We start from the raw sequence: 19,926 nt of genomic DNA, 5'->3' as shown, positions 1-19,926 counted from the left end.
ACTCCGGCCGCTGCCTTGCAGCGGCTTTTGTATTTTCTGAAATAACGAAGTGGAGAGCCGCATGGTTCCCGTAATCGCCCTGGTGGGTCGACCGAACGTCGGCAAGTCCACCTTGTTCAACCGCCTGACCAGGACTCGCGACGCCATCGTCGGCGACTTGTCCGGTCTGACCCGTGATCGCCAATACGGTGAGGCCAAGTGGCAAGGGCGCTCCTACATCCTGATCGACACCGGCGGTATCTCCGGTGATGAACACGGCATGGACGAAAAGATGGCCGAGCAGTCGCTGCTGGCCATCGAAGAAGCCGATGTCGTGTTATTCCTCGTTGACGCCAAAGCAGGCTTTACTGCCGCCGACCAGATGATTGGCGAGCACCTGCGCAAGCGCAACAAGACCTCTTACATCGTTGCCAACAAGGTCGACAACATCGACCCTGACATGGCCCGCGCGGAGTTTGCACCGCTGGGTATGGGTGACGCGATTCCGGTTGCCGGCGCTCACGGTCGCGGCATCACGCAGATGCTCGAAATCGCCCTTCGCGATTTCCCGAAAGACGCTGACGAAGTCGAAGAAGGCGAAGAAGAGGAAGTCGTCGCTGAGGGTCAGGAAGCCAAGCGCATTCCTGGACCGAGCGAGAAGGATGGCATCAAGATCGCCATCATCGGTCGTCCCAACGTCGGCAAATCGACGCTGGTCAATCGCATGCTCGGTGAAGACCGCGTTATCGTCTACGACGAGCCCGGCACCACCCGCGACAGCATCTACATCCCGTTCGAACGCAACGAGGAAAAGTACACGCTGATCGACACCGCCGGTGTGCGCAAGCGCGGCAAGATCCACGAAGAAGTCGAAAAGTTTTCCGTGGTGAAAACCCTGCAGGCGATCAAAGACTCCAACGTGGTGATCTTCGTGATGGACGCCCGCGAAGGCGTTGTCGACCACGACCTCAACCTGCTGGGCTTTGCCCTTGAGTCCGGTCGTGCACTGGTCATCGCGCTGAACAAGTGGGACGGCATGGTGCCGAGCGAGCGCGACTACGTGAAGGTCGAGCTGGAGCGTCGGTTGTTCTTCGTCGACTTCGCCGACATCCACTTCATCTCGGCGCTGCATGGCACGGGCGTGGGTAACCTGTATCAGTCGGTGCAGAACTCGTTCAAATCCGCTGTGACCCGTTGGCCAACCAGCCGCCTGACCCAGATTCTGGAAGACGCGGTCAGCGAGCACGCACCGCCGATGGTCGGCAGCCGCCGCATCAAGCTGCGTTATGCCCACTTGGGTGGCGCGAACCCGCCGTTGATCGTGATCCACGGTAACCAGGTCGAAAAAGTGCCGAAGTCGTACGTCCGGTACCTTGAGAACACCTATCGCCGTGTGCTCAAGCTGGTCGGTACGCCTATCCGCATCGAGTTCAAGGGCGGCGAGAACCCGTACGAAGGCAACAAGAACACGCTGACCGACCGCCAGGTCAACAAGAAGCGTCGGATGATGTCGCACCACAAGAAAGCCGACAAGAAGCGCCGCGACAAGCGCTGATCGTGTAACGGTCTTTCTCGGAAAAGGCGCCAGCGGCGCCTTTTTTTGTGCGCGACATCTGGGCTATCCTGCGAGTCCCCGAGCCCTTCAGGTGTCGGGAGTGGAGCAGGAAAACCCCCATGATCACCAGCAAACTGCCGAACGTTGGCACCACCATTTTTACTGTGATGTCTCAGCTTGCCGCCGAAACCGGGGCGATCAATCTGTCTCAGGGTTTTCCCGATTTCGATGGGCCTGACGCACTGCGTGAAGCCCTCTGCCGCCGAGTCATGGACGGCAACAACCAATACGCGCCGATGGCCGGCCTGCCTGCGTTGCGCGAGCAAGTCGCGGCCAAGATTGCTCGCTGCTACGGCCGTCAGGTCGGCGTCGACAGCGAAATCACCATCACGCCCGGCGCCACCCACGCCATCTTCTGCGCGATCCAGACCGTTGTGAGCGCCGGCGATGAAGTGATCGTCTTCGACCCGTGCTACGACAGTTATGCGCCGTCGGTGGAACTGGCCGGCGGGCGCACCGTGCATGTGCAGCTCAAAGACGGCGATTTCGCCATCGACTGGGAAAAGCTCGGCGCAGCGTTGAGCCCTCGCACCCGGATGATCGTCATCAACACACCGCACAATCCCAGCGGCGCGCTCATCACCCGCGATGAGCTGGATCGCCTTGCGGCATTGATCCGTGACCGGGACATTTACGTGCTCAGCGACGAGGTCTACGAGCATCTGGTGTTCGACGGCCTGCAACACGCCAGCGTACTGGCCCATGACGAACTCTATCAGCGCGCGTTTGTGGTCAGTTCGTTCGGCAAGACCTACCACGTCACCGGCTGGAAAACCGGCTACCTCGTTGCGCCGCCTGCACTGACCGCCGAAGCACGGAAGATCCATCAGTTCGTCGCATTCTGTGGTGTCACGCCGTTGCAATGGGCGTTGGCCGATTTCATGGCGGCGCATCCTGAACACGTCGACGAACTGCCGGCGTTCTATCAGGCCAAACGCGACTATTTCTGCGATCGCCTGGAAGCCTCGCGCTTCACCTTCACGCGCGCCAGCGGCACGTACTTTCAGCTCGTTGATTATTCGCAGATCCGTCCGGACCTCAACGACGTCGACATGTCGCTGTGGATGACCCGCGAGCACGGCGTGGCGAGCATTCCCATTTCGGTTTTCTATCAGAATCCGCCTGAAGGCCAGCGCCTGATCCGGCTCTGTTTTCCCAAGCGCGAGGAGACGCTGCGTCTGGCAGCGGAAAAACTATGCGCGATCTGACCACGCTGCCCAATCTGAATATCGCGCTGGTTCAGACCACGCTGGTCTGGCACGACGCCCCGGCGAACCATGCGCATTTTGAAGAACTGCTGGCCCAGGCCAGGGGCGCAGATCTGGTGATCCTGCCGGAGATGTTCACGACCGGGTTTTCCATGGAATCCGAGACGCTGGCCGAGCCCGAAGACGGCCCGACCGCTCAGTGGATACTGGCCCAGGCCAGGCAACTGAATGCGGTGGTGACCGGCAGCGTGATCATTCGCGCCGCTGACGGCAGCCATCGAAACCGCCTGCTGTGGGCGCGGCCGGACGGCGAGCTGCTGCATTACGACAAGCGCCATCTGTTCCGGATGGCCGGCGAGCACGAGCACTACAGCCCGGGCGAGCGCCAGGTGCAGTTCGAACTCAACGGCTGGCGAATTCGTCCGCTGATCTGCTACGACCTGCGTTTTCCGGTGTGGAGCCGTGATGCGCACAACACCGATCTGTTGCTCTATACCGCCAACTGGCCGGGCGCGCGCCGTCTGCACTGGAACCGCCTGCTGCCGGCGCGGGCGATCGAGAACTTGTGTTACGTCGCTGCGGTGAATCGCGTGGGAATCGATGGCAAGGGCTTTGCCTATACCGGCGACAGTCAGGTGCTGGATTTCCAGGGCGAGAGCCTGCTCAACATCGGCGAGGCGGATGGCGTGTTCCAGGTCAGCCTGTCAGCGCAGAGTCTGGCGGCGTACCGCGAGAAATTCCCGGCCTGTCTCGACGCTGATACATTCGAGATACAGTAACGTCATAGAGTTAACGGACAGGTGGTCGATAGCGGTTGTACCCAGACAGGAGATCGGTATGACCACCATCAGCACATCCTCATTGAATTCGTATTCCACCAGTTTCACCGTTGCGGTCAAAAAAGACGCCACAACAACGGCGGCTGACAGCGACGCCTCCACCACCACAGATGCCACGTCGGCGTCTGCATCGACCACAGCCACTGCGGCAGGTGGTGCTGGCGGTGCGGGTGGGGCGTCTGATTCTTCCAGCACCAGCGAGCAGGCCATTGCGAAGCTGGAAGAGCAGATCAAGGAGACCCAGAAGCGCTTGCAGGAACAGCAACAGCAACTCGCTGCCGCCCAGGCCAGCTCTGGCACCGACGAGGAGAAGTCGGCGCGGGTGATGGCCATTCAGGGACAGATCTCGTCGACGACCGCCAGCCTGTCGACGGAACAGGCGGCACTCTTGCAACTGCAGAAGTCCGGCAGCATTAACACCACCGCCTGATTCACTGATTCAGAGACAAAACCGCTCCATGACCTCGGTCGTGGGGCGTTTTTGCGTCTGCAATAAATTGGACTTCAGATGTTTGTACGCTGGCCGATACAAAGTGCACCTCATAAGGAGTTCATCATGACCACCATCAACACCAGTTCGTTGGGTGCTTACTCCAGCGTGTTCACGGCCGCCGTCAAAACCGACGACTCCACCAAGAGCGATGCCAAGACCGCCAGCGTCGAGCTGCGTGGCAATGTGTATGGCGACTCCAAGGCGGCAGGCGCCAGTGAGTCAGCCGAATCGCCGAGCATGAAGGAGGAGATGATCAAACAGTTGCAGGAGCAGATTGAGCAAACCCAGAAAATGCTCCAGCAGCAGCAAGCTCAGTTAGCCGCTGTCCAGGCCAGCAAGACGCCCGATGAGTTGAAGGCCACGCAGGTCATGGCGATTCAGCAGCAGATTTCCGGGACCATGGCTCAGTTGGGCGCACTGCAGGCGTCGCTGTTGAACTTGATGAAAGTCAAAGTCGACACCACGGCCTGATTATCCAGCGCTCAAACAAAAGGCCCGGAAGTTTGCACTTCAGGGCCTTTTTAATAGGGCGCAGCTTTCTATCCCGAAGCGTTAAGCCGCTTTCGTCGCGTCAGCCTGGAGCAGCCCACGATTGAGGGCGCTGAACAGTGCCTTGAAGCTGGCCGTGGTGATGTTCTCGTCGATGCCAACGCCGTGTACCGCGCGATCGCCATCCACACGCAGCTCGATGTAGGCAGCGGCTTTGGCCGTGGTGCCCGCGCCGATGGCGTGTTCGTTGTAGTCCATGATCTCGGCCGACACCGGGAGGCCGGCCACCAACGCTTCCAGTGCGCCGTTGCCGGTGCCTTTCCAGCGCAGATTGCTCTCGCTGTCGCCCATGCCGGTCACGACTACTTCAACAGCGCTGTTGCCGTTCTCTTCCTGCAAGCGATGGCTGACCAGTGCATACGGCTTGTTGGCCTGCAGGTATTCACGCTTGAACAGCGAGTAGATCTGCTGCGCGGTCATCTCCAGGCCAAGACGATCGGTCTCGCCCTGAACCACCTGGCTGAACTCGATCTGCATGCGACGCGGCAGGGAGATGCCATATTCCTGTTCCAGCAGGTAAGTAATCCCGCCTTTGCCGGACTGGCTGTTGACGCGGATGACCGCCTCGTAGCTGCGGCCGATGTCGGCTGGATCGATTGGCAGGTACGGCACTTCCCACAGCGTGCCTTCCTTCTGCTGAGTGAAGCCCTTGCGGATCGCGTCCTGGTGAGAGCCGGAAAACGCAGTGTGTACCAGGTCGCCGACGTACGGGTGACGCGGGTGCACCGGAATCTGGTTGCACTCCTCAACCACCTTGCGCACGCCGTCGATGTCCGAGAAGTCCAGTTGCGGATTCAGGCCCTGGGTGTACATGTTCAGCGCGACGGTCACGAGGTCGACGTTGCCGGTGCGCTCGCCGTTGCCGAACAGGCAGCCTTCAACCCGATCCGCGCCCGCCATCAGGCCCAGTTCGGTCGCCGCGACGCCGGTGCCTCGGTCGTTGTGGGTGTGCAGGCTGATGATCACGCTGTCACGACGGGAAATGTTGCGGCAGAACCATTCGATCTGGTCGGCGTAAATGTTCGGGGTGGCGACTTCGACGGTGGCTGGCAGATTGAGGATCACCTTGTTCTGCGGCGTCGCGTTCCACACTTCGATGACGGCGTCGCAGACTTCCTTGGCGAACTCCAGCTCGGTGGCGCTGAACGTCTCAGGCGAGTACTCGAACTGCCATTGGGTTTCTGGCTGCTGGGCGGCGTATTTGACGAACAGCTGAGCAGCATTCACGGCGATGGCTTTCACGCCCGCTTTGTCCTGGTTGAAGACGATGCGGCGGAAGGACGGGCAGGTGGCGTTGTAAAGATGGACGATGGCTTTTTTCGCACCGCGCAAGGACTCGAACGTCCGCGCGATCAGGTCTTCGCGGGCCTGGGTCAGCACCTGAATCGTGGTGTCGTCCGGGATATGGCCGTCTTCGATCAGCGTGCGCACAAAGTCGAAATCGGTTTGCGAGGCGGAAGGGAAGGAGGCTTCGATTTCCTTCACGCCGACTTGAACGAGGGTCTTCCAGAAACGCAGCTTTTTGACCGCATCCATGGGCTCGATCAGCGACTGGTTACCGTCACGCAAGTCGGAACTGCACCAGATCGGCGCCGCAGTGATGGTCTTGGAAGGCCAGGTGCGGTCAGGCAGGTCGATGACAGGAAAGGCGCGGTACTTGGTCGAGGGATCTTTGAGCATGGTCATGTGAATAATCCTTGTTGTACTCAGGGCCGAAAGAAGGCGGCCAGCCGGTTGATGCGAGAGTAGCACTGCGGGTGAGCGTCGAGGCACCGCGTTCAGCTTTGCAGTCGTGCACTGACGAGGCAGAGGCAGCGATGTTGACGCATCAGAATGAGGGTGTGAGAGGTTTTCATGTCGCCAAACGTAACCAATGGGGTGAAAGCTGGCAAGCGGTTGCGGAAAATTGATGAATAATCTCGCGTAACTGCATTAGCCGGGTTTTAATCGCGATTTTCTCCAGTTTGTCGCTGGTCCGTTGCTCATGCCGTTGACTCCACGCAACGCGTAGCTCCCAATTGCACTCCCACACTCGATCACCACAACAACCCGTGTAGAGGGCCATCCCATGAAAGAAGCAGACTGGAAAATTCTCAGCCGACTAAGGCCTCTAGCCGTGGAGCGCCTTTACGAGCGTATCTGGCAGGACATTCTGAAAAAAACAGCGCTAACGGACAAAGATGCTCGAGACCGCGTCCAAGGTGTCAGGGATGTGGCTAACAAGGGCGATAAACTTGTGGCCAAGGTGTTCGATTCCACCAACTTTTCAAGAAGTAATTTCAGTTTTCATCTCTATGCGCTGGTCGCGGAGGATCTGATTACTGATGAGGAGCTGCGGCAGTTCAGCGATGAAGTCCAGGATCGGCTAAAACTGTGGCGCGAGGGGTGAAGCAGAGCTGACTTCATCCCTGTTCGCATGCGGTTCGGTTTGCGTACCTGATGGCACGCCGCTAAGAGTCCCGTCAAAAGGTGTTACGGCTGAAACGCATTGATGAAAATCGCCGGATCTACCCGCGCGTCATTCAGGCTGACGTTCCAGTGCATGTGCGGCCCCGTTGCGCGACCGGTCGAACCGACGCGCCCGACCACACCACCGCGCGGCACGGCATCGCCGACTTTCACGTCGATCTTCGACATATGGCAGAACATGCTGATGAAGCCCTGCCCGTGATCGACGAACACCGTGTTGCCGTTAAAGAAGTAGTTGCCGATCAGAATCACTTTGCCCGCCGCTGGCGATTTGATAGGCGTGCCCGCAGGGACCGCGAAATCCAGTCCGGCGTGAGGATTCCGCTCCTCGCCGTTGAAGAAGCGCCGCACGCCGAATTTGCTGGAGAGCGGCCCGTCCACCGGCTTGTCCAGCAACAGGTTGCTCGGTGTCACGGGACTGAACGTGCGGTAGGCGCGAACCTGCACGTCGAGTTCCTGCTCGATGCGCTTGAGGTCGTCCGGGTTCGGATTGACCTGACGCTGGTTCTTCAGGGTGATGCGCTGCTCCGGGTACTTTTTGTTGCCCACCACGAAAGGCAGGTTGCGGCCGCCGCTGCTGACCTGCTGCGCAGTGCCTGGCTTGACGCTCAGCGGAATGCCGACGATGGCCAGCCAGCGCGCGTCCTGATCCTTGACCACCAGCACCGGTTTTCCCTGCCATGTTGCTTTGGGCGCTTGTGCTGCAGGGCCGAGATCGACCACCGCCACGCCGCCGGGCACGGGCTTGTTGAGCAGGCGGGAAATGTAGCTGTCAGCGTAGGCGGGCAGGGCAGCACACATGACCAATGCAGCAGTTGCCAACGAACGGGTTAGAAAAGAAGGCATTGATCAATCCAGAAGTGAAAGGGTGACAGGCGTCAGATGGTTGTCTTCGACGCGCACTTGCAGCTCGCCGTCCGCCAGCTTCGCTGTCAGGCGCTGACCCTGATGCGTCTGCGCGGCAGCGCGAACGGCCCTGCCGCGTTCATCCAGCAAAATACTGTAACCACGGCCAAGGGTCGCCAGCGGGCTGACCACGTTGAGCGTCTGCACCTGACTTTGCAGCTGCAAGCGACGGCTCTTGAGGTTCTCCTTGATCGCACGGGGCAGCCGCTCGGCCAGTACCGCCAGGCGCTGCCGCAGAAACATCAGCGTGCGTCCCGGATGTTGCGCGGCCAGGCGACTTTCCAGATGGCTCATGCGCACCTGGCGCTTGTGCATCTGCTGCTCGAAGGCCCGGCGCATACGTATGTCCAGATCGTCGAGGCGCTGGGCGCGCTGGCGTAACCGTTCACCGGGGTGACGCAAGCGGCGGGAAATCCCGTCCAGTCGCAATTGCTCGCGCATCAACCGGTCCTGCATGCGGCTGATCAGTCGGCGCTCCAGGCTGTCGACCCGACGGTGCAGATCGCTTGAATCCGGCGCCAGCAGTTCAGCGGCGGCGGAGGGCGTCGGCGCGCGCACGTCGGCGACGAAGTCACTGATCGACACATCCGTCTCATGCCCGACTGCGCTGACGATCGGCGTCACGCACGCATCAATGGCGCGGGCAACGGCTTCTTCGTTGAAGCACCACAGGTCCTCCAGCGAGCCGCCGCCCCGGGCGAGGATCAACGCATCAAAGCCGCGGCCGTCGGCGAGCTTCAACGCGCGCACGATCTGGCCAATGGCTTCGCGGCCCTGCACGGCGGTTGGGATCAGGGTGAGTTCAACCTGGGGCGCGCGACGGCGAAACACGCTGATGATGTCGCGAATCACCGCACCGGTCGGGGAACTGATGATGCCGATGCGCTTAGGGTGCAGCGGCAGGGCGACCTTGCGCTCGGCGCTGAACATGCCTTCGGCGCTGAGCTTTTCCTTCAACGCATCGAAGGCCAGACGCAGCGCGCCATCGCCAGCAGGCTCGACGGTGTCGAGAATCAGCTGATAGTCGCCGCGACCTTCAAACAGCGAGACCTTGCCGCGTACCTTGACCGCCAGGCCGTCCTTCAACGCCTGACGTACCCGCGCTGCGTTGCTGCGAAACAACGCGCAACGCACCTGGGCGCCGGAGTCCTTCAGCGTGAAGTAAACGTGCCCTGAGGCGGGACGCGAGAGGTTGGAAATCTCGCCCTCGACCCAGATGCTGGAAAACACATCCTCCAGCAGCACGCGTGCGCGGCCGTTGAGCTGGCTGACAGTGAGGACGTCCCGGTCAACGCCGAGTCTTGCGAAGGGGTCTTTGATCATGGCGGCATCATAAAGGCATTGGGGCACGGGTCACCAGATGAGATCGCCGACGGCGTGCGACCCGACGGCCCTACTTGACGTCACCGACAGCACGATTAAGCTGCCGCCCCCCGATTACTCGTCAGACAGGCCCGTCATGGACACCCAAAGCATCATCGTCCCGCAAATCTCCAGCTTTCCTGCGCACGAAGCGAAGGCGCGGGCGATCCTGCGCTGGCTGGTGAAGCTGAACGTCGTCGAAGAATCACTGACCACCTGCGGCCGCAGCTTCAATCGCATGGCTTACGCGATTGCGCCCGGCGCGCGACGCTTCGTTGAAAACCCTGATGCCTTGCCGTTCGGTCAGCCGGTCAACGGTCTGGAAATCGTCCTCAAGCGCTGCATCTATACGCCGCAGCAGGGCTTCAAGGAGGAGGCCGGTTGCCCTGAATGCCGGCGCGAGATCGGCGAAGCCCTGTTCGACAGTCTGGAAGACTGGATGCCGGGCCACACCGACAACTTTATGTGCCCCGAATGCCGCCATGAGGACGACATCAACGGCTTCCTGTTTCTGGAGCCGTGCGGGTTCTCGAATCTGGGATTCATCTTCAATAACTGGCTGGACGCCGGCTTTAAAAGCAGCTTTATCGAGGCGTTTGCCGAGCGCATGGACCGTCCGGTGTCCCATGTCAAAGTCAGGATGTAGATCTTCGCCGCTGTGATTGGGCGCATTAATCCGGTTCATTAGTAAATAGCCTGATCTTTACATTGAGATACTGCAGGTGTCTGGGTACAATGGCGCGCTTCCATTTTCCCGCTCGGGAGCCCAGCGATGCTGCGTATCAGCCAAGAAGCCCTTACATTCGACGACATTCTCCTTGTGCCCGGTTATTCCGAGGTGCTTCCCAACGAAGTCAGTCTGAAAACACGATTGACCCGTGGCATCGAACTCAACATCCCCCTCGTTTCCGCCGCTATGGACACCGTCACTGAAGCCCGTCTGGCAATCGCCATGGCTCAGGAAGGCGGCATCGGCATCATCCACAAGAACATGACCGTCGAGCAGCAAGCTGCCGAAGTGCGCAAGGTCAAGAAGTTCGAAGCGGGTGTGGTCAAGGATCCGATCACCATCGAGGCTGACGCCACCGTTCGCGACCTGTTCGAACTGACCCGTCAACACAACATCTCCGGCGTTCCGGTCTTGCATGACGGCGAGCTCGTCGGCATCGTGACCTCCCGCGACGTACGCTTTGAAACCCGCCTCGATATCCCTGTCCGCGAAGTGATGACGCCGAAAGAGCGTCTGGTCACCGTCCGTGAAGGCGCCGACAAGTACGAAGTGCGCGATCTGCTGCACAAGCACCGTCTGGAAAAAGTCCTGATCGTCGACGACAAGTTCGCGCTCAAGGGCATGATGACCGTCAAGGACATCGAGAAATCCAAAGCCTGGCCTCTGGCGAGCAAGGACGACCAGGGTCGTCTGCGTGTCGGCGCTGCGGTCGGCACCGGTAAAGACACCGGCGAACGCGTCAGCGCACTGGTTGCTGCGGGCGTGGACGTCATCGTTGTCGATACCGCACATGGCCACTCCAAAGGCGTGATCGACCGCGTTCGCTGGGTCAAACAGAACTTTCCTGACGTGCAAGTCATCGGCGGCAACATCGCCACCGGCGCCGCTGCACGCGCACTTGTTGAAGCAGGCGCTGACGGCGTCAAGGTCGGCATCGGTCCTGGCTCCATCTGCACCACCCGTATCGTCGCTGGCGTGGGCGTCCCGCAGATCAGCGCCATTGCCAACGTGGCCTCGGCACTGGAAGGCACAGACGTTCCCCTGATCGCCGACGGCGGCATCCGTTTCTCGGGTGACCTGTCCAAGGCCATCGTTGCCGGTGCGTACTGCGTGATGATGGGTTCGATGTTTGCCGGTACTGAAGAAGCGCCGGGCGAGATCGAGCTGTTCCAGGGTCGTTCGTACAAGGCGTATCGCGGCATGGGTTCGCTGGGCGCAATGTCCCAGGCCCAGGGCTCGTCGGACCGCTACTTCCAGGACTCATCCGATGGCGCGGAAAAACTCGTACCGGAAGGTATCGAAGGCCGCGTTGCGTACAAGGGTTCGCTGACTGCCATCGTTCACCAGTTGATGGGCGGCCTGCGCTCCTCGATGGGTTACACCGGTAGCGCCGACATCCACGAAATGCGCACCAAGCCTGAATTCGTGCGCATCACCGGTGCCGGCATGGCCGAGTCTCACGTTCACGACGTGCAGATCACCAAGGAAGCGCCGAACTACCGCGTAGGTTGATCGGAACGCGCCTGATGACTCAGGCGCGCTTCACGAATTGTTTACCGGGGCTGTTCATGACAGCCCCGTCTTGTTTCTGATTTTCGACGAGAATGACTATGGCCCTCGACATTCACGCCCACCGCATCCTGATCCTGGACTTCGGTTCCCAGTACACCCAGCTGATCGCCCGTCGCGTTCGCGAAATCGGCGTGTACTGCGAGCTGCACCCGTTCGACATGTCGGACGAAGCGATCCGCGAATTCGCCCCGAAAGGCATCATCCTCGCCGGCGGCCCCGAGTCCGTCCACGTTGCCGACAGCCCGCGCGCGCCCCAGGCCGTGTTCGACCTGAACGTGCCGATCTTCGGGATCTGTTACGGCATGCAGACCATGGCCGAGCAGCTCGGTGGCCGCGTCGCCGGTTCCGAATTGCGTGAATTCGGTTACGCCCGTGTCGACATCGTCGGCAAGAGCCGCGTGCTGGATGGCATCGAAGACCACGTCGACGCCGATGGCGTTTTCGGTCTCGACGTGTGGATGAGCCACGGCGACAAAGTCACTGAAATCCCGGAAGGCTTCCACGTACTGGCCAGCACCCCGAGCTGCCCGATCGCCGGCATGGCCGACGACACCCGCGGCTACTACGGCGTGCAGTTCCACCCGGAAGTGACCCACACCAAGCAGGGCGGTCGCATCCTGTCGCGCTTCATCCTCGACATCTGCGGCTGCGAAGCGCTGTGGACCCCGTCGAAGATCGCTGAAGACGCCATCGCCCAGGTTCGCGCCCAAGTCGGCACCGACAACGTACTGCTCGGCCTGTCTGGCGGTGTTGACTCCTCGGTGGTCGCGGCCCTGCTGCACAAAGCCATCGGCGACCAATTGACCTGCGTCTTCGTCGATAACGGCCTGCTGCGTCTGCATGAAGGCGAGCAAGTCATGGCCATGTTCGCCGAGAACATGGGCGTCAAGGTGATCCGCGCCAACGCCGAAGACCAGTTCCTCAACAACCTGGCCGGCGAAAGCGATCCGGAGAAGAAGCGCAAGATTATCGGGCGCACCTTCATCGACGTCTTCGACGCCGAGTCGACCAAGCTCGACAACATCAAGTACCTGGCCCAGGGCACCATCTACCCTGACGTGATCGAGTCCGCTGGCGCCAAAAGCGGCAAGGCTCACGTCATCAAGTCGCACCACAACGTGGGCGGCCTGCCGGAAGAGATGAACCTGAAACTGGTCGAGCCACTGCGCGAACTGTTCAAGGACGAAGTCCGTCGTTTGGGTCTCGAACTCGGCCTGCCGTACGACATGGTCTACCGCCACCCATTCCCGGGCCCGGGCCTAGGCGTGCGCATCCTCGGTGAAGTGAAGAAGGAATACGCCGACCTGCTGCGTCGCGCCGACCACATCTTCATCGAAGAATTGCGCAAAGCCGACTGGTACCACAAAGTCAGCCAGGCCTTCGTCGTGTTCCAGCCGGTGAAATCGGTTGGCGTCGTCGGCGACGGCCGTCGTTACGCCTGGGTCGTCGCCCTGCGTGCCGTCGAAACCATCGACTTCATGACCGCACGGTGGGCACACCTGCCTTACGAGCTGCTGGAAACGGTGAGCGGCCGGATCATCAATGAGATCGAAGGCATTTCGCGCGTGACGTATGACGTGTCGAGCAAACCGCCTGCGACGATTGAGTGGGAATGATCAAATTCTGATCTGAACTCGTTATAACGTCGTAGCCTAAAGGCCGGGGGGCATCAACGCATTCCCCGGCTTTTTTGCATTCAAAGCTTCAAGGCCTCACCGCACCAACGTCATCCCCATCAGCTCCAGCGCAGTCGTCAGATCCGCCAACGTCTCAAATCGACGTCCGCTCACCCGCTGCCATTTAGGCCGATCGATATAAACGCGCTTGCCCTCCCGTTTGATCTCGGTACGAACCGCCACGCCTTCATTGCTGCGGTGAACGAGGGTCAACTGACCGTCACTGTCATCGAGGGTGAACATGCCCGCTCGAAGCAGCTTGTTCTCCTGGCTGAGCTCAATCCGGGGCGCGGCGACCAGAACCTGCAGACGCAGATCACTCTGCACTCGTCCCGCACGACGGCCTACCGTGTCGGTCGTTTCTATGCCGGGGTCTGACGTTATTCCCGCTGACTCTGCCACACGAACGTCCTCAATGCGCAGCCCTACAGCCCCTTCCAGTTCCGCGATACCGGGAACACCCTGGTACGTATTGGCGTGGGAGTTACCCAAAAGTGCCACCCAGTTGCCGTCGCTTCTCGCCCCTTGGTCCGCGTCGATGACGCCTTTGGCGTAGTAGTTCATCACCTTCTGCCGCAGCGTTTGCTCCGCCCCCTCCATCCCGTCGACGCGGTAGCTCGCCATGCAGTCGATTGCCCGAATGCGCACGCGGTTTTCTTGCGCGGATTTGAGCACGGCCATAAAGGTGTACTTTCCGGTTGGGTCAGTTCGATGGCCTTTGTCCAGCGTCTTGATGTACTCCTCGAGCTGAGACGACAAAGTGCCGGTTCTCGAAAAAGCATCCAGATCAGCCTGATGGAAGTCGGTGAGCATGTGCTCCATGTAGAGGGTTTTCACCTTGAGCTTGGCGAGTAACGGCATCTGTTCAATGAGAAATTGCTTGCTGCCGATCCCGGCATGACTCTCGCCGATGACCAGGCCCGACGAGCGTTTGAATAGGCTCTTGAGAACGCTTTTGAGCGGCGCGTTGGCAGGCAGTTCGGGAATCTCTGGACGCTTTGGCAGTTCCAGCGTGTTGAAGAATGCGTTGGCGTCGTCTCGCAGATTGCGACGGATGCGCTTGAACTCGTCGTACGGGTCGGGCTTGTCGAAATCGGGACTGCGATAGCGATCGTCGACAAAGCGACCGCCATACTGCGCGCCATCCATGACCTCCGGTTTCAGCGCGTCGGGGATTTCGTATGGGCTGGGAAGGGTGGTCGTCTGCGGAGAAACGCCGACACCACGACCGGGCCACATCCTGCCGAGCACCTTCCCGCCGCCTGACAGGCCCAGGGGTGTGACAGGCTCCCACGTGCCGGCGCTGTTAAGTCGCACAGGCAAGTTTCGGTAAAACGAGAAGGGATTTTCCGGATCAATGATGGCCCAGGATTTGAGCTCGTTGATGTAGCGAACGGCGTAGGCGAAGCCATCGATCTCGATAAATGTCTCGCCCTGATCAGTCAGGTAGATGCCTTTCATACGGCCTTCTTCGCCTATGGGTTCGAAGGCGTCCAGCAGCATGTTGGTCTCGAAGGAGGCCAGCCCATCGTTGCGTTCAAAGGGGTAAACGGATTCTGGTTCGAAGCCCGGCGTTTCAACGAATTGATCAATAGGCTCATCAACTTCGGGTACTGGTTCCCCCTCGGGTTCAGGCCGCAGCAACTCGCTTTCCGATATCGCTTCCCCGCCGACAAGAAAGGCGCTGTTGAACAGGACGTCGATGCTGGCCGTCACAGCGCCGATGACCCCCGCCTTGCGTTGCGCCGTGCTCGCGCCGTTCACGGCCTGATCAATGTTGAGGCCCATGTCGGCGATGCCCGCGCCGACGGCTGCCAGCGCAATCGGCCAGTCAATCGCTGCCAGCGCACCGGAAAGCTGAGAGAACGACCGCAGATAACCAATCCACATCTGTTTGCGCAGGTCGCCGTTGGAGTGCAGCGCCAGGTCTGCGTCGGCCAACATCCGCGTGCGGATCGAGTCGCGCAGATGAGTGAACGGGTCGCCCGACACGTGCTGGCTGTGTTGATTGATCACGCCGGGATTCGCTGCGCCCCATGTGGTGTAAAGCACGTCCAGGCCGTGAAACAACCCGATGTTGTCGTCAGCCTCGCCGTGGGCGGACAGCGGGAAGTGACCCATGAAACGCGCGCGTCGCTCCGGGCGGTTGTTTTGCGACAGCAGCCACCAGTGCAGTTCTTCCGGCGTCGCAAAAGCATGAAACGCCTGCACTTCGCCGGGGGTGTAGAGAATCTGTCGGCCGCCGGCGGTCACAATGCGCAGGATATCGCTGGCTTCATAGCCGATCACGTCGAAGGTCCAGGCGCTCGCTTCGGCGCTGGCCGGAGCGCTGGCTTGAAGGGTTTCCAGGCTTGGTGACTCGGGCGGTTCTACGTTCGCCGCGCGTAGGACGCTTCGCAGGTCCTCTTCGGTGAGCCATCCCGCTTGATGGTCTTCAAGGGCGCTGGCGATAAAGTTGGCCTTCGCCATGGTGCGGAAGTGATCGGCGAAGTCGCGCCAGAACGCCTTCAGCTTCTCGTGATAGCGGGATTTGAAATCCACCGACCAAAACTCGCTCATGACCTGAGCGGGCAACATCCTGACCTCGTTTCGCTCATCGAAGGCGTCTGCATCGGCGTCTGCGGTGTAGAACCCGCTAAGCATCTGCAGGGTGTCGGCGTTGTCTTGGTCGTGGGGGTTGAAACGGTGCATGACCAGCTGCGGGAGGGTCATCGACTGATAGGGCGCATCGCGGTGCTGCCAGCCATTGAATGATCGCGGACTGCTGACCGCCGTGTGGAAGCGGTGCCAGTAAACCGTGTCGGGCTCGGCGTCGTGACCGGTCTGACGCAGGAGGATTTCCCGGGCGATGCTGCGGGCCATTTCGCGCATGTCCGGGCAGGCCTCGACCAGACGCTCACTTATTCTGATGAGGGCGGTTCGATCCTGGTCCAGGGTTGCAGAGGACAGGTGATTAACTGCGATGGTCATATTCGTCTTCCTTGATGAACGGGAAGACAAGCTTGGCGTGATTGCCGATTCATTTGGCACTAAATATGTATTGCGTACGCGGTCTTCTTAAATTTCTGTAAGTGCAGGTGTATCGTGTCCGCCCCTCGCATTGTTCAAGGATGCGACCCGTCGTTTGAGGTTTTTTCGTACATGTCTTTTACCCGTCGACAGATACTCGGAGGTCTGGCCGGTCTTGCCGTGGTCGGGCTTGGCGCGGGCGGCGCTTCAAGGTATTGGCTGGGCAAGCGCGGGCCGGGCGAAGGGCACGATTACGAGCTGATCGCCGCGCCGCTGGACGTCGAGCTGGTTGCGGGACACCAGACGCCCGCCTGGGCATTCGGCGGTTCGGCGCCGGGCACTGAACTGCGCGTCAGGCAGGGCGAATGGCTGAGGGTGCGGTTCATCAATCACCTGCCCGTTGAAACCACCATTCATTGGCACGGCATTCGGCTGCCGCTGGAGATGGACGGCGTGCCTTACGTCTCGCAATTGCCGGTCAAGCCGGGCGAGTATTTCGACTATAAATTCCGTGTGCCGGACGCTGGCAGCTATTGGTATCACCCCCACGTCAGCAGCAGCGAGGAGCTCGGTCGCGGGCTGGTCGGGCCGCTGATCGTCGAGGAGCGCGAGCCGACCGGGTTTGCCCACGAACGCGTGGTCAGCCTGAAGAGCTGGCACGTGGACGAGGAGGGCGCTTTCACCGACTTCAGCGTCATTCGCGAGGCCGCACGCGAGGGCACGGCGGGGCGATTGTCCACGATTAATGGCGTGCCACAAGGCGTCGTCGAGCTGCCTGCCGGGCAAATCACTCGGGTGCGCATTCTCAACCTGGACAACACGGTGACCTATCGCCTGAACCTGCCGGGCGCGGAGGCGATGATCTACGCCCTGGACGGCAACCCGGTCAAACCGCGCGCGCTGGGCAAGGATTACTGGCTGGGGCCGGGCATGCGCATCTGTCTGGCGATCAAGGCGCCTGCCGCCGGTGAAGAGATCTCCCTGCGCAACGGCCCCGTACGGCTGGGCACCTTTCGCTCGGTCGCCAACAACGATGCGCCGGGCAAATGGCCGCCTGAGCTGCCGGCGAATCCGGTCGCCGAGCCTGATCTGGCCAACGCCGAGAAGCTCAATTTCAATTTCGAGTGGGTCGGTTCAGTGTCGGTGAATGTCGACAACGGCAAACCGCCCAGCTTGTGGCAGATCAATGGCCAGGCCTGGGACATCACCGACAAGACCTGCGCCGACCGGCCGATCGCCAGGCTAGAACGAGGCAAGAGTTACATCTTCGAGCTGAAGAACATGACGCAGTATCAGCATCCCATTCACTTGCACGGCATGAGCTTCAAAGTCATCGCCTCCAATCGCAAGGACGTGATTCCGTACTTCACCGACACCTACCTGCTGGGGCGCAATGAGCGCGCGCGCGTCGCTTTGGTGGCGGATAATCCCGGCGTGTGGATGTTTCACTGCCATGTGATCGATCACATGGAAACCGGTCTCATGGCCGCTATCGAGGTCTCCTGATGCGTCAGCCGCCTATCATTGATCGCAGCCGCGATCAGCACTTCATGCGTGAAGCCCTGGCGCTGGCAGCGGAGGGTGCGTTGCTGGGCGAGGTGCCGGTCGGCGCGGTGGTGGTGCAGGACGGTGAAATCGTCGGCCGCGGTTTCAACTGCCCCATCAGCGGCAACGACCCCAGCGCCCACGCCGAGATGGTCGCCATTCGCGCAGCGGCGCAGTCACTCAGCAATTACCGCCTGCCGGGCAGCACGCTGTACGTGACCTTGGAGCCCTGCAGCATGTGCGCCGGTTTGATCGTCCACTCGCGCATCACCCGCGTGGTGTATGGCGCGACTGAGCCGAAAGCGGGGGTGGTGCAGAGTCAGGGCCAGTTCTTTACGCAGCCTTTCCTGAATCATCGCGTGCTGTTTGAAGGCGGGGTGCTGGGGGAGGAGTGCGGGACGATGCTGAGTGAGTTTTTCAGGATGAGGCGGGCGAAGGGGTAGTTCAGCGCGACGGCGAGCGGATTCTGGCGCTGACTAAAGCGGCGCTTTCTCTTCCGACGGCTTGGTCTTGTCTACCCCGGGCACATGCAGCGAGCCTTCCGCGACCTGGCCGCCTTCCATCTGCGGCTGCGTCACCCACGTCAGGATGTCGTAATAACGGCGGATGTTGGCGACGAAACTGACCGGTTCACCGCCCCTCGCATAGCCGTAGCGGGTTTTGCTGTACCACTTCTTCTGCGACAGACGCGGCAGCATCTTCTTTACGTCCAGCCACTTGTTCGGGTTCAGGCCTTCGCTTTCCGCCAGCTTGCGCGCGTCGTCCAGATGGCCAGTGCCAATGTTGTAGGACGCCAGCGCCAGCCAGGTGCGATCGGGCTCCTGAATCGAGTCGTCGAGCTGTTCTTTGACGTAGGCAAAATACTTGGCGCCGCCCTGAATACTCTGTTTGGCGTCGAGCCGATTGGACACGCCCATGGCCTGGGCCGTGCTCTGGGTCAGCATCATCAAGCCGCGCACGCCGGTCTTCGACGTCACGCCCGGCTGCCACAAGGATTCCTGATAACCGATTGCCGCCAGCAAACGCCAGTCGACCTGTTCAGCCTTGGCGGCGGTCTGGAAGTGCTTTTCGTACTTGGGCAGGCGTTCCTGCAAGTGCTGGGCGAAGGTGTAGGCGCCAACGTAACCGAGCACGTCGACATGCCCGTAATAGCGGTCTTTGAGCCGCTGCAGCATGCCGTTTTTCTGCATTTTGTCGAGATAGGCGTTGATCTCATTGAGCAGGCTGTTGTCATCGCCTAACGCCACTGCCCAACGCTGATCGCGGCCATCGCCGAGGTCGAAGCCCACGCGAACGTTGGGGAAATACACCTGATTCATCGCCAATTCGTTGGAGTCCACCAGGGTCAGGTCGATCTGGCCCTCGTCCACCATACGCAACAGGTCGACGACTTCGACCTGATCGGACTCTTCGTAGTTGATGCCGGGGTACTTGACCTTCAGCGCTGCCAGTTGCTCGGCGTGGCTGCTGCCTTTAAGCACGAGGATGCGCTTGCCGACCAGATCGCCCGGATCGGTGGGGCGCGACTGGCCGTTGCGGTAAACGACCTGAGGGGTGACTTCAAGATAGGAGTGGGAAAAACGTACCTGCTTCGCGCGGTTTTCGCTGCTGACCAGACCCGCTGCCGCCAGCACCGGCCCGCCGGGTTTGCCCATCTGATCGAACAGGTCGTCGAGGTTGTCAGCGGCTTCGATTTTCAGTTCAACGCCCAAATCGTCGGCGAAGCGCTTCACCAGTTCGTACTCGAAACCGGTTTCACCGTTGCGGTCCTGAAAATAGGTCGCCGGGCTGTTGCGGGTGACGACCCGCAGAACGCCATCCTCCTTGACTCGTTCCAGCGTGTTGGGTTTCTCCACACACGCGCCGAGCAGCAGGAAGATTCCGGTTGCGATGAGCCACTTGGCACAGCGTGGGCGGAAATCTGATTGGGAAAACATCGGTGCAGTATACGCAAAGCAGCCATACCGCCATATC

16 protein-coding genes are annotated in these 19,926 nt (G+C 60.5%); 11 read left to right on the top strand and 5 right to left on the bottom strand.

Annotated features, from left to right (window positions below; genetic code table 11):
- The first annotated feature begins 61 nt into the window (after window positions 1–61).
- The 5 genes from der (at window position 62) to QMX88_RS14175 (ending at window position 4,605) form a co-directional block, all read left to right on the top strand.
- Window positions 62–1,534, top strand: coding sequence for a ribosome biogenesis GTPase Der (gene der / locus QMX88_RS14195; RefSeq protein ID WP_282370294.1), 1,473 nt, complete (start codon window positions 62–64; stop codon window positions 1,532–1,534).
- 119 nt (window positions 1,535–1,653) lie between these two features.
- On the top strand, window positions 1,654–2,802 hold the full coding sequence (locus QMX88_RS14190) for a pyridoxal phosphate-dependent aminotransferase (protein ID WP_282370292.1): 1,149 nt from the start codon (window positions 1,654–1,656) through the stop codon (window positions 2,800–2,802).
- Window positions 2,790–3,581: an amidohydrolase gene (locus tag QMX88_RS14185; protein ID WP_192170746.1), complete on the top strand. Its 792-nt coding sequence runs from the start codon at window positions 2,790–2,792 to the stop codon at window positions 3,579–3,581. The genes QMX88_RS14190 and QMX88_RS14185 overlap by 13 nt, the downstream gene beginning before the upstream one ends.
- 58 nt (window positions 3,582–3,639) lie before the next feature.
- On the top strand, window positions 3,640–4,071 hold the full coding sequence (locus tag QMX88_RS14180; RefSeq protein ID WP_282370290.1) for a hypothetical protein: 432 nt from the start codon (window positions 3,640–3,642) through the stop codon (window positions 4,069–4,071).
- 126 nt (window positions 4,072–4,197) lie between these two features.
- Window positions 4,198–4,605 carry a hypothetical protein gene (locus QMX88_RS14175; protein WP_282370287.1) on the top strand — a complete coding sequence of 136 codons (408 nt, stop codon included), beginning with the start codon at window positions 4,198–4,200 and terminating at the stop codon, window positions 4,603–4,605.
- An 81-nt stretch (window positions 4,606–4,686) separates the two neighbouring features.
- Here the strand turns inward: QMX88_RS14175 and leuA are convergent, their stop codons facing one another.
- The gene (gene leuA, locus QMX88_RS14170; RefSeq protein WP_282370285.1) at window positions 4,687–6,369 is read right to left on the bottom strand and encodes a 2-isopropylmalate synthase; all 1,683 of its coding nucleotides are present in this window, start codon (window positions 6,367–6,369) and stop codon (window positions 4,687–4,689) included.
- 382 nt (window positions 6,370–6,751) lie between these two features.
- Here leuA and QMX88_RS14165 point away from each other — a divergent pair, with 382 nt between their 5' ends.
- Complete coding sequence (locus tag QMX88_RS14165; protein ID WP_192170750.1) at window positions 6,752–7,072, top strand: peptide ABC transporter substrate-binding protein; 321 nt, start codon at window positions 6,752–6,754, stop codon at window positions 7,070–7,072.
- 83 nt (window positions 7,073–7,155) lie between these two features.
- Here QMX88_RS14165 and QMX88_RS14160 read toward each other — a convergent pair whose 3' ends face one another.
- Together QMX88_RS14160 and xseA are read right to left on the bottom strand one after the other, a co-directional pair.
- Window positions 7,156–7,953, bottom strand: coding sequence for a peptidoglycan DD-metalloendopeptidase family protein (locus QMX88_RS14160; protein WP_172613043.1), 798 nt, complete (start codon window positions 7,951–7,953; stop codon window positions 7,156–7,158).
- Between the two features lie 48 nt (window positions 7,954–8,001).
- Entirely contained in the window at window positions 8,002–9,381 is a 1,380-nt protein-coding gene (gene xseA, locus QMX88_RS14155) for an exodeoxyribonuclease VII large subunit (protein ID WP_282370282.1), read from the bottom strand.
- 136 nt (window positions 9,382–9,517) lie between these two features.
- On the opposite strand from xseA, the gene QMX88_RS14150 reads away from it, so the two are divergent.
- The 3 genes from QMX88_RS14150 (at window position 9,518) to guaA (ending at window position 13,338) form a co-directional block, all read left to right on the top strand.
- Window positions 9,518–10,066 carry a sugar ABC transporter ATPase gene (locus QMX88_RS14150; protein WP_172610854.1) on the top strand — a complete coding sequence of 183 codons (549 nt, stop codon included), beginning with the start codon at window positions 9,518–9,520 and terminating at the stop codon, window positions 10,064–10,066.
- A 126-nt stretch (window positions 10,067–10,192) separates the two neighbouring features.
- Window positions 10,193–11,662: an IMP dehydrogenase gene (guaB, locus tag QMX88_RS14145; RefSeq protein WP_172610855.1), complete on the top strand. Its 1,470-nt coding sequence runs from the start codon at window positions 10,193–10,195 to the stop codon at window positions 11,660–11,662.
- A gap of 98 nt (window positions 11,663–11,760) precedes the next feature.
- On the top strand, window positions 11,761–13,338 hold the full coding sequence (guaA, locus tag QMX88_RS14140) for a glutamine-hydrolyzing GMP synthase (RefSeq protein WP_122535040.1): 1,578 nt from the start codon (window positions 11,761–11,763) through the stop codon (window positions 13,336–13,338).
- A 96-nt stretch (window positions 13,339–13,434) separates the two neighbouring features.
- Here guaA and QMX88_RS14135 read toward each other — a convergent pair whose 3' ends face one another.
- Window positions 13,435–16,368 carry a membrane-targeted effector domain-containing toxin gene (locus QMX88_RS14135; protein WP_282370274.1) on the bottom strand — a complete coding sequence of 978 codons (2,934 nt, stop codon included), beginning with the start codon at window positions 16,366–16,368 and terminating at the stop codon, window positions 13,435–13,437.
- A gap of 171 nt (window positions 16,369–16,539) precedes the next feature.
- On the opposite strand from QMX88_RS14135, the gene QMX88_RS14130 reads away from it, so the two are divergent.
- Window positions 16,540–17,913 carry a multicopper oxidase family protein gene (locus QMX88_RS14130; RefSeq protein ID WP_282370272.1) on the top strand — a complete coding sequence of 458 codons (1,374 nt, stop codon included), beginning with the start codon at window positions 16,540–16,542 and terminating at the stop codon, window positions 17,911–17,913.
- Entirely contained in the window at window positions 17,913–18,395 is a 483-nt protein-coding gene (gene tadA, locus QMX88_RS14125; RefSeq protein ID WP_282370270.1) for a tRNA adenosine(34) deaminase TadA, read from the top strand. The genes QMX88_RS14130 and tadA overlap by 1 nt, the downstream gene beginning before the upstream one ends.
- Window positions 18,396–18,428: 33 nt before the next feature.
- On the opposite strand, the gene mltF is transcribed toward tadA, so the two are convergent.
- Complete coding sequence (gene mltF / locus QMX88_RS14120; RefSeq protein WP_282370268.1) at window positions 18,429–19,889, bottom strand: membrane-bound lytic murein transglycosylase MltF; 1,461 nt, start codon at window positions 19,887–19,889, stop codon at window positions 18,429–18,431.
- Window positions 19,890–19,926: the final 37 nt, after the last annotated feature.

It is taken from the genome of Pseudomonas sp. PS02290 (assembly GCF_029960075.1).
Classification (GTDB): Bacteria; Pseudomonadota; Gammaproteobacteria; order Pseudomonadales; family Pseudomonadaceae; genus Aquipseudomonas.
Note: the sequence above shows the minus strand (reverse complement) of the source record. Positions and strands in the feature narration are given on the sequence as shown.

Bases quoted from the DNA above. Each gene is read 5' to 3' on its own strand.
- der (WP_282370294.1), top strand. From the start codon at position 62: ATGGTTCCCGTAATCGCCCTGGTGGGTCGACCGAACGTCGGCAAGTCC.
- QMX88_RS14190 (WP_282370292.1), top strand. From the start codon at position 1,654: ATGATCACCAGCAAACTGCCGAACGTTGGCACCACCATTTTTACTGTG.
- QMX88_RS14185 (WP_192170746.1), top strand. From the start codon at position 2,790: ATGCGCGATCTGACCACGCTGCCCAATCTGAATATCGCGCTGGTTCAG.
- QMX88_RS14180 (WP_282370290.1), top strand. From the start codon at position 3,640: ATGACCACCATCAGCACATCCTCATTGAATTCGTATTCCACCAGTTTC.
- QMX88_RS14175 (WP_282370287.1), top strand. From the start codon at position 4,198: ATGACCACCATCAACACCAGTTCGTTGGGTGCTTACTCCAGCGTGTTC.
- leuA (WP_282370285.1), bottom strand. From the start codon at position 6,369: ATGACCATGCTCAAAGATCCCTCGACCAAGTACCGCGCCTTTCCTGTC.
- QMX88_RS14165 (WP_192170750.1), top strand. From the start codon at position 6,752: ATGAAAGAAGCAGACTGGAAAATTCTCAGCCGACTAAGGCCTCTAGCC.
- QMX88_RS14160 (WP_172613043.1), bottom strand. From the start codon at position 7,953: ATGTGTGCTGCCCTGCCCGCCTACGCTGACAGCTACATTTCCCGCCTG.
- xseA (WP_282370282.1), bottom strand. From the start codon at position 9,381: ATGATCAAAGACCCCTTCGCAAGACTCGGCGTTGACCGGGACGTCCTC.
- QMX88_RS14150 (WP_172610854.1), top strand. From the start codon at position 9,518: ATGGACACCCAAAGCATCATCGTCCCGCAAATCTCCAGCTTTCCTGCG.
- guaB (WP_172610855.1), top strand. From the start codon at position 10,193: ATGCTGCGTATCAGCCAAGAAGCCCTTACATTCGACGACATTCTCCTT.
- guaA (WP_122535040.1), top strand. From the start codon at position 11,761: ATGGCCCTCGACATTCACGCCCACCGCATCCTGATCCTGGACTTCGGT.
- QMX88_RS14135 (WP_282370274.1), bottom strand. From the start codon at position 16,368: ATGACCATCGCAGTTAATCACCTGTCCTCTGCAACCCTGGACCAGGAT.
- QMX88_RS14130 (WP_282370272.1), top strand. From the start codon at position 16,540: ATGTCTTTTACCCGTCGACAGATACTCGGAGGTCTGGCCGGTCTTGCC.
- tadA (WP_282370270.1), top strand. From the start codon at position 17,913: ATGCGTCAGCCGCCTATCATTGATCGCAGCCGCGATCAGCACTTCATG.
- mltF (WP_282370268.1), bottom strand. From the start codon at position 19,889: ATGTTTTCCCAATCAGATTTCCGCCCACGCTGTGCCAAGTGGCTCATC.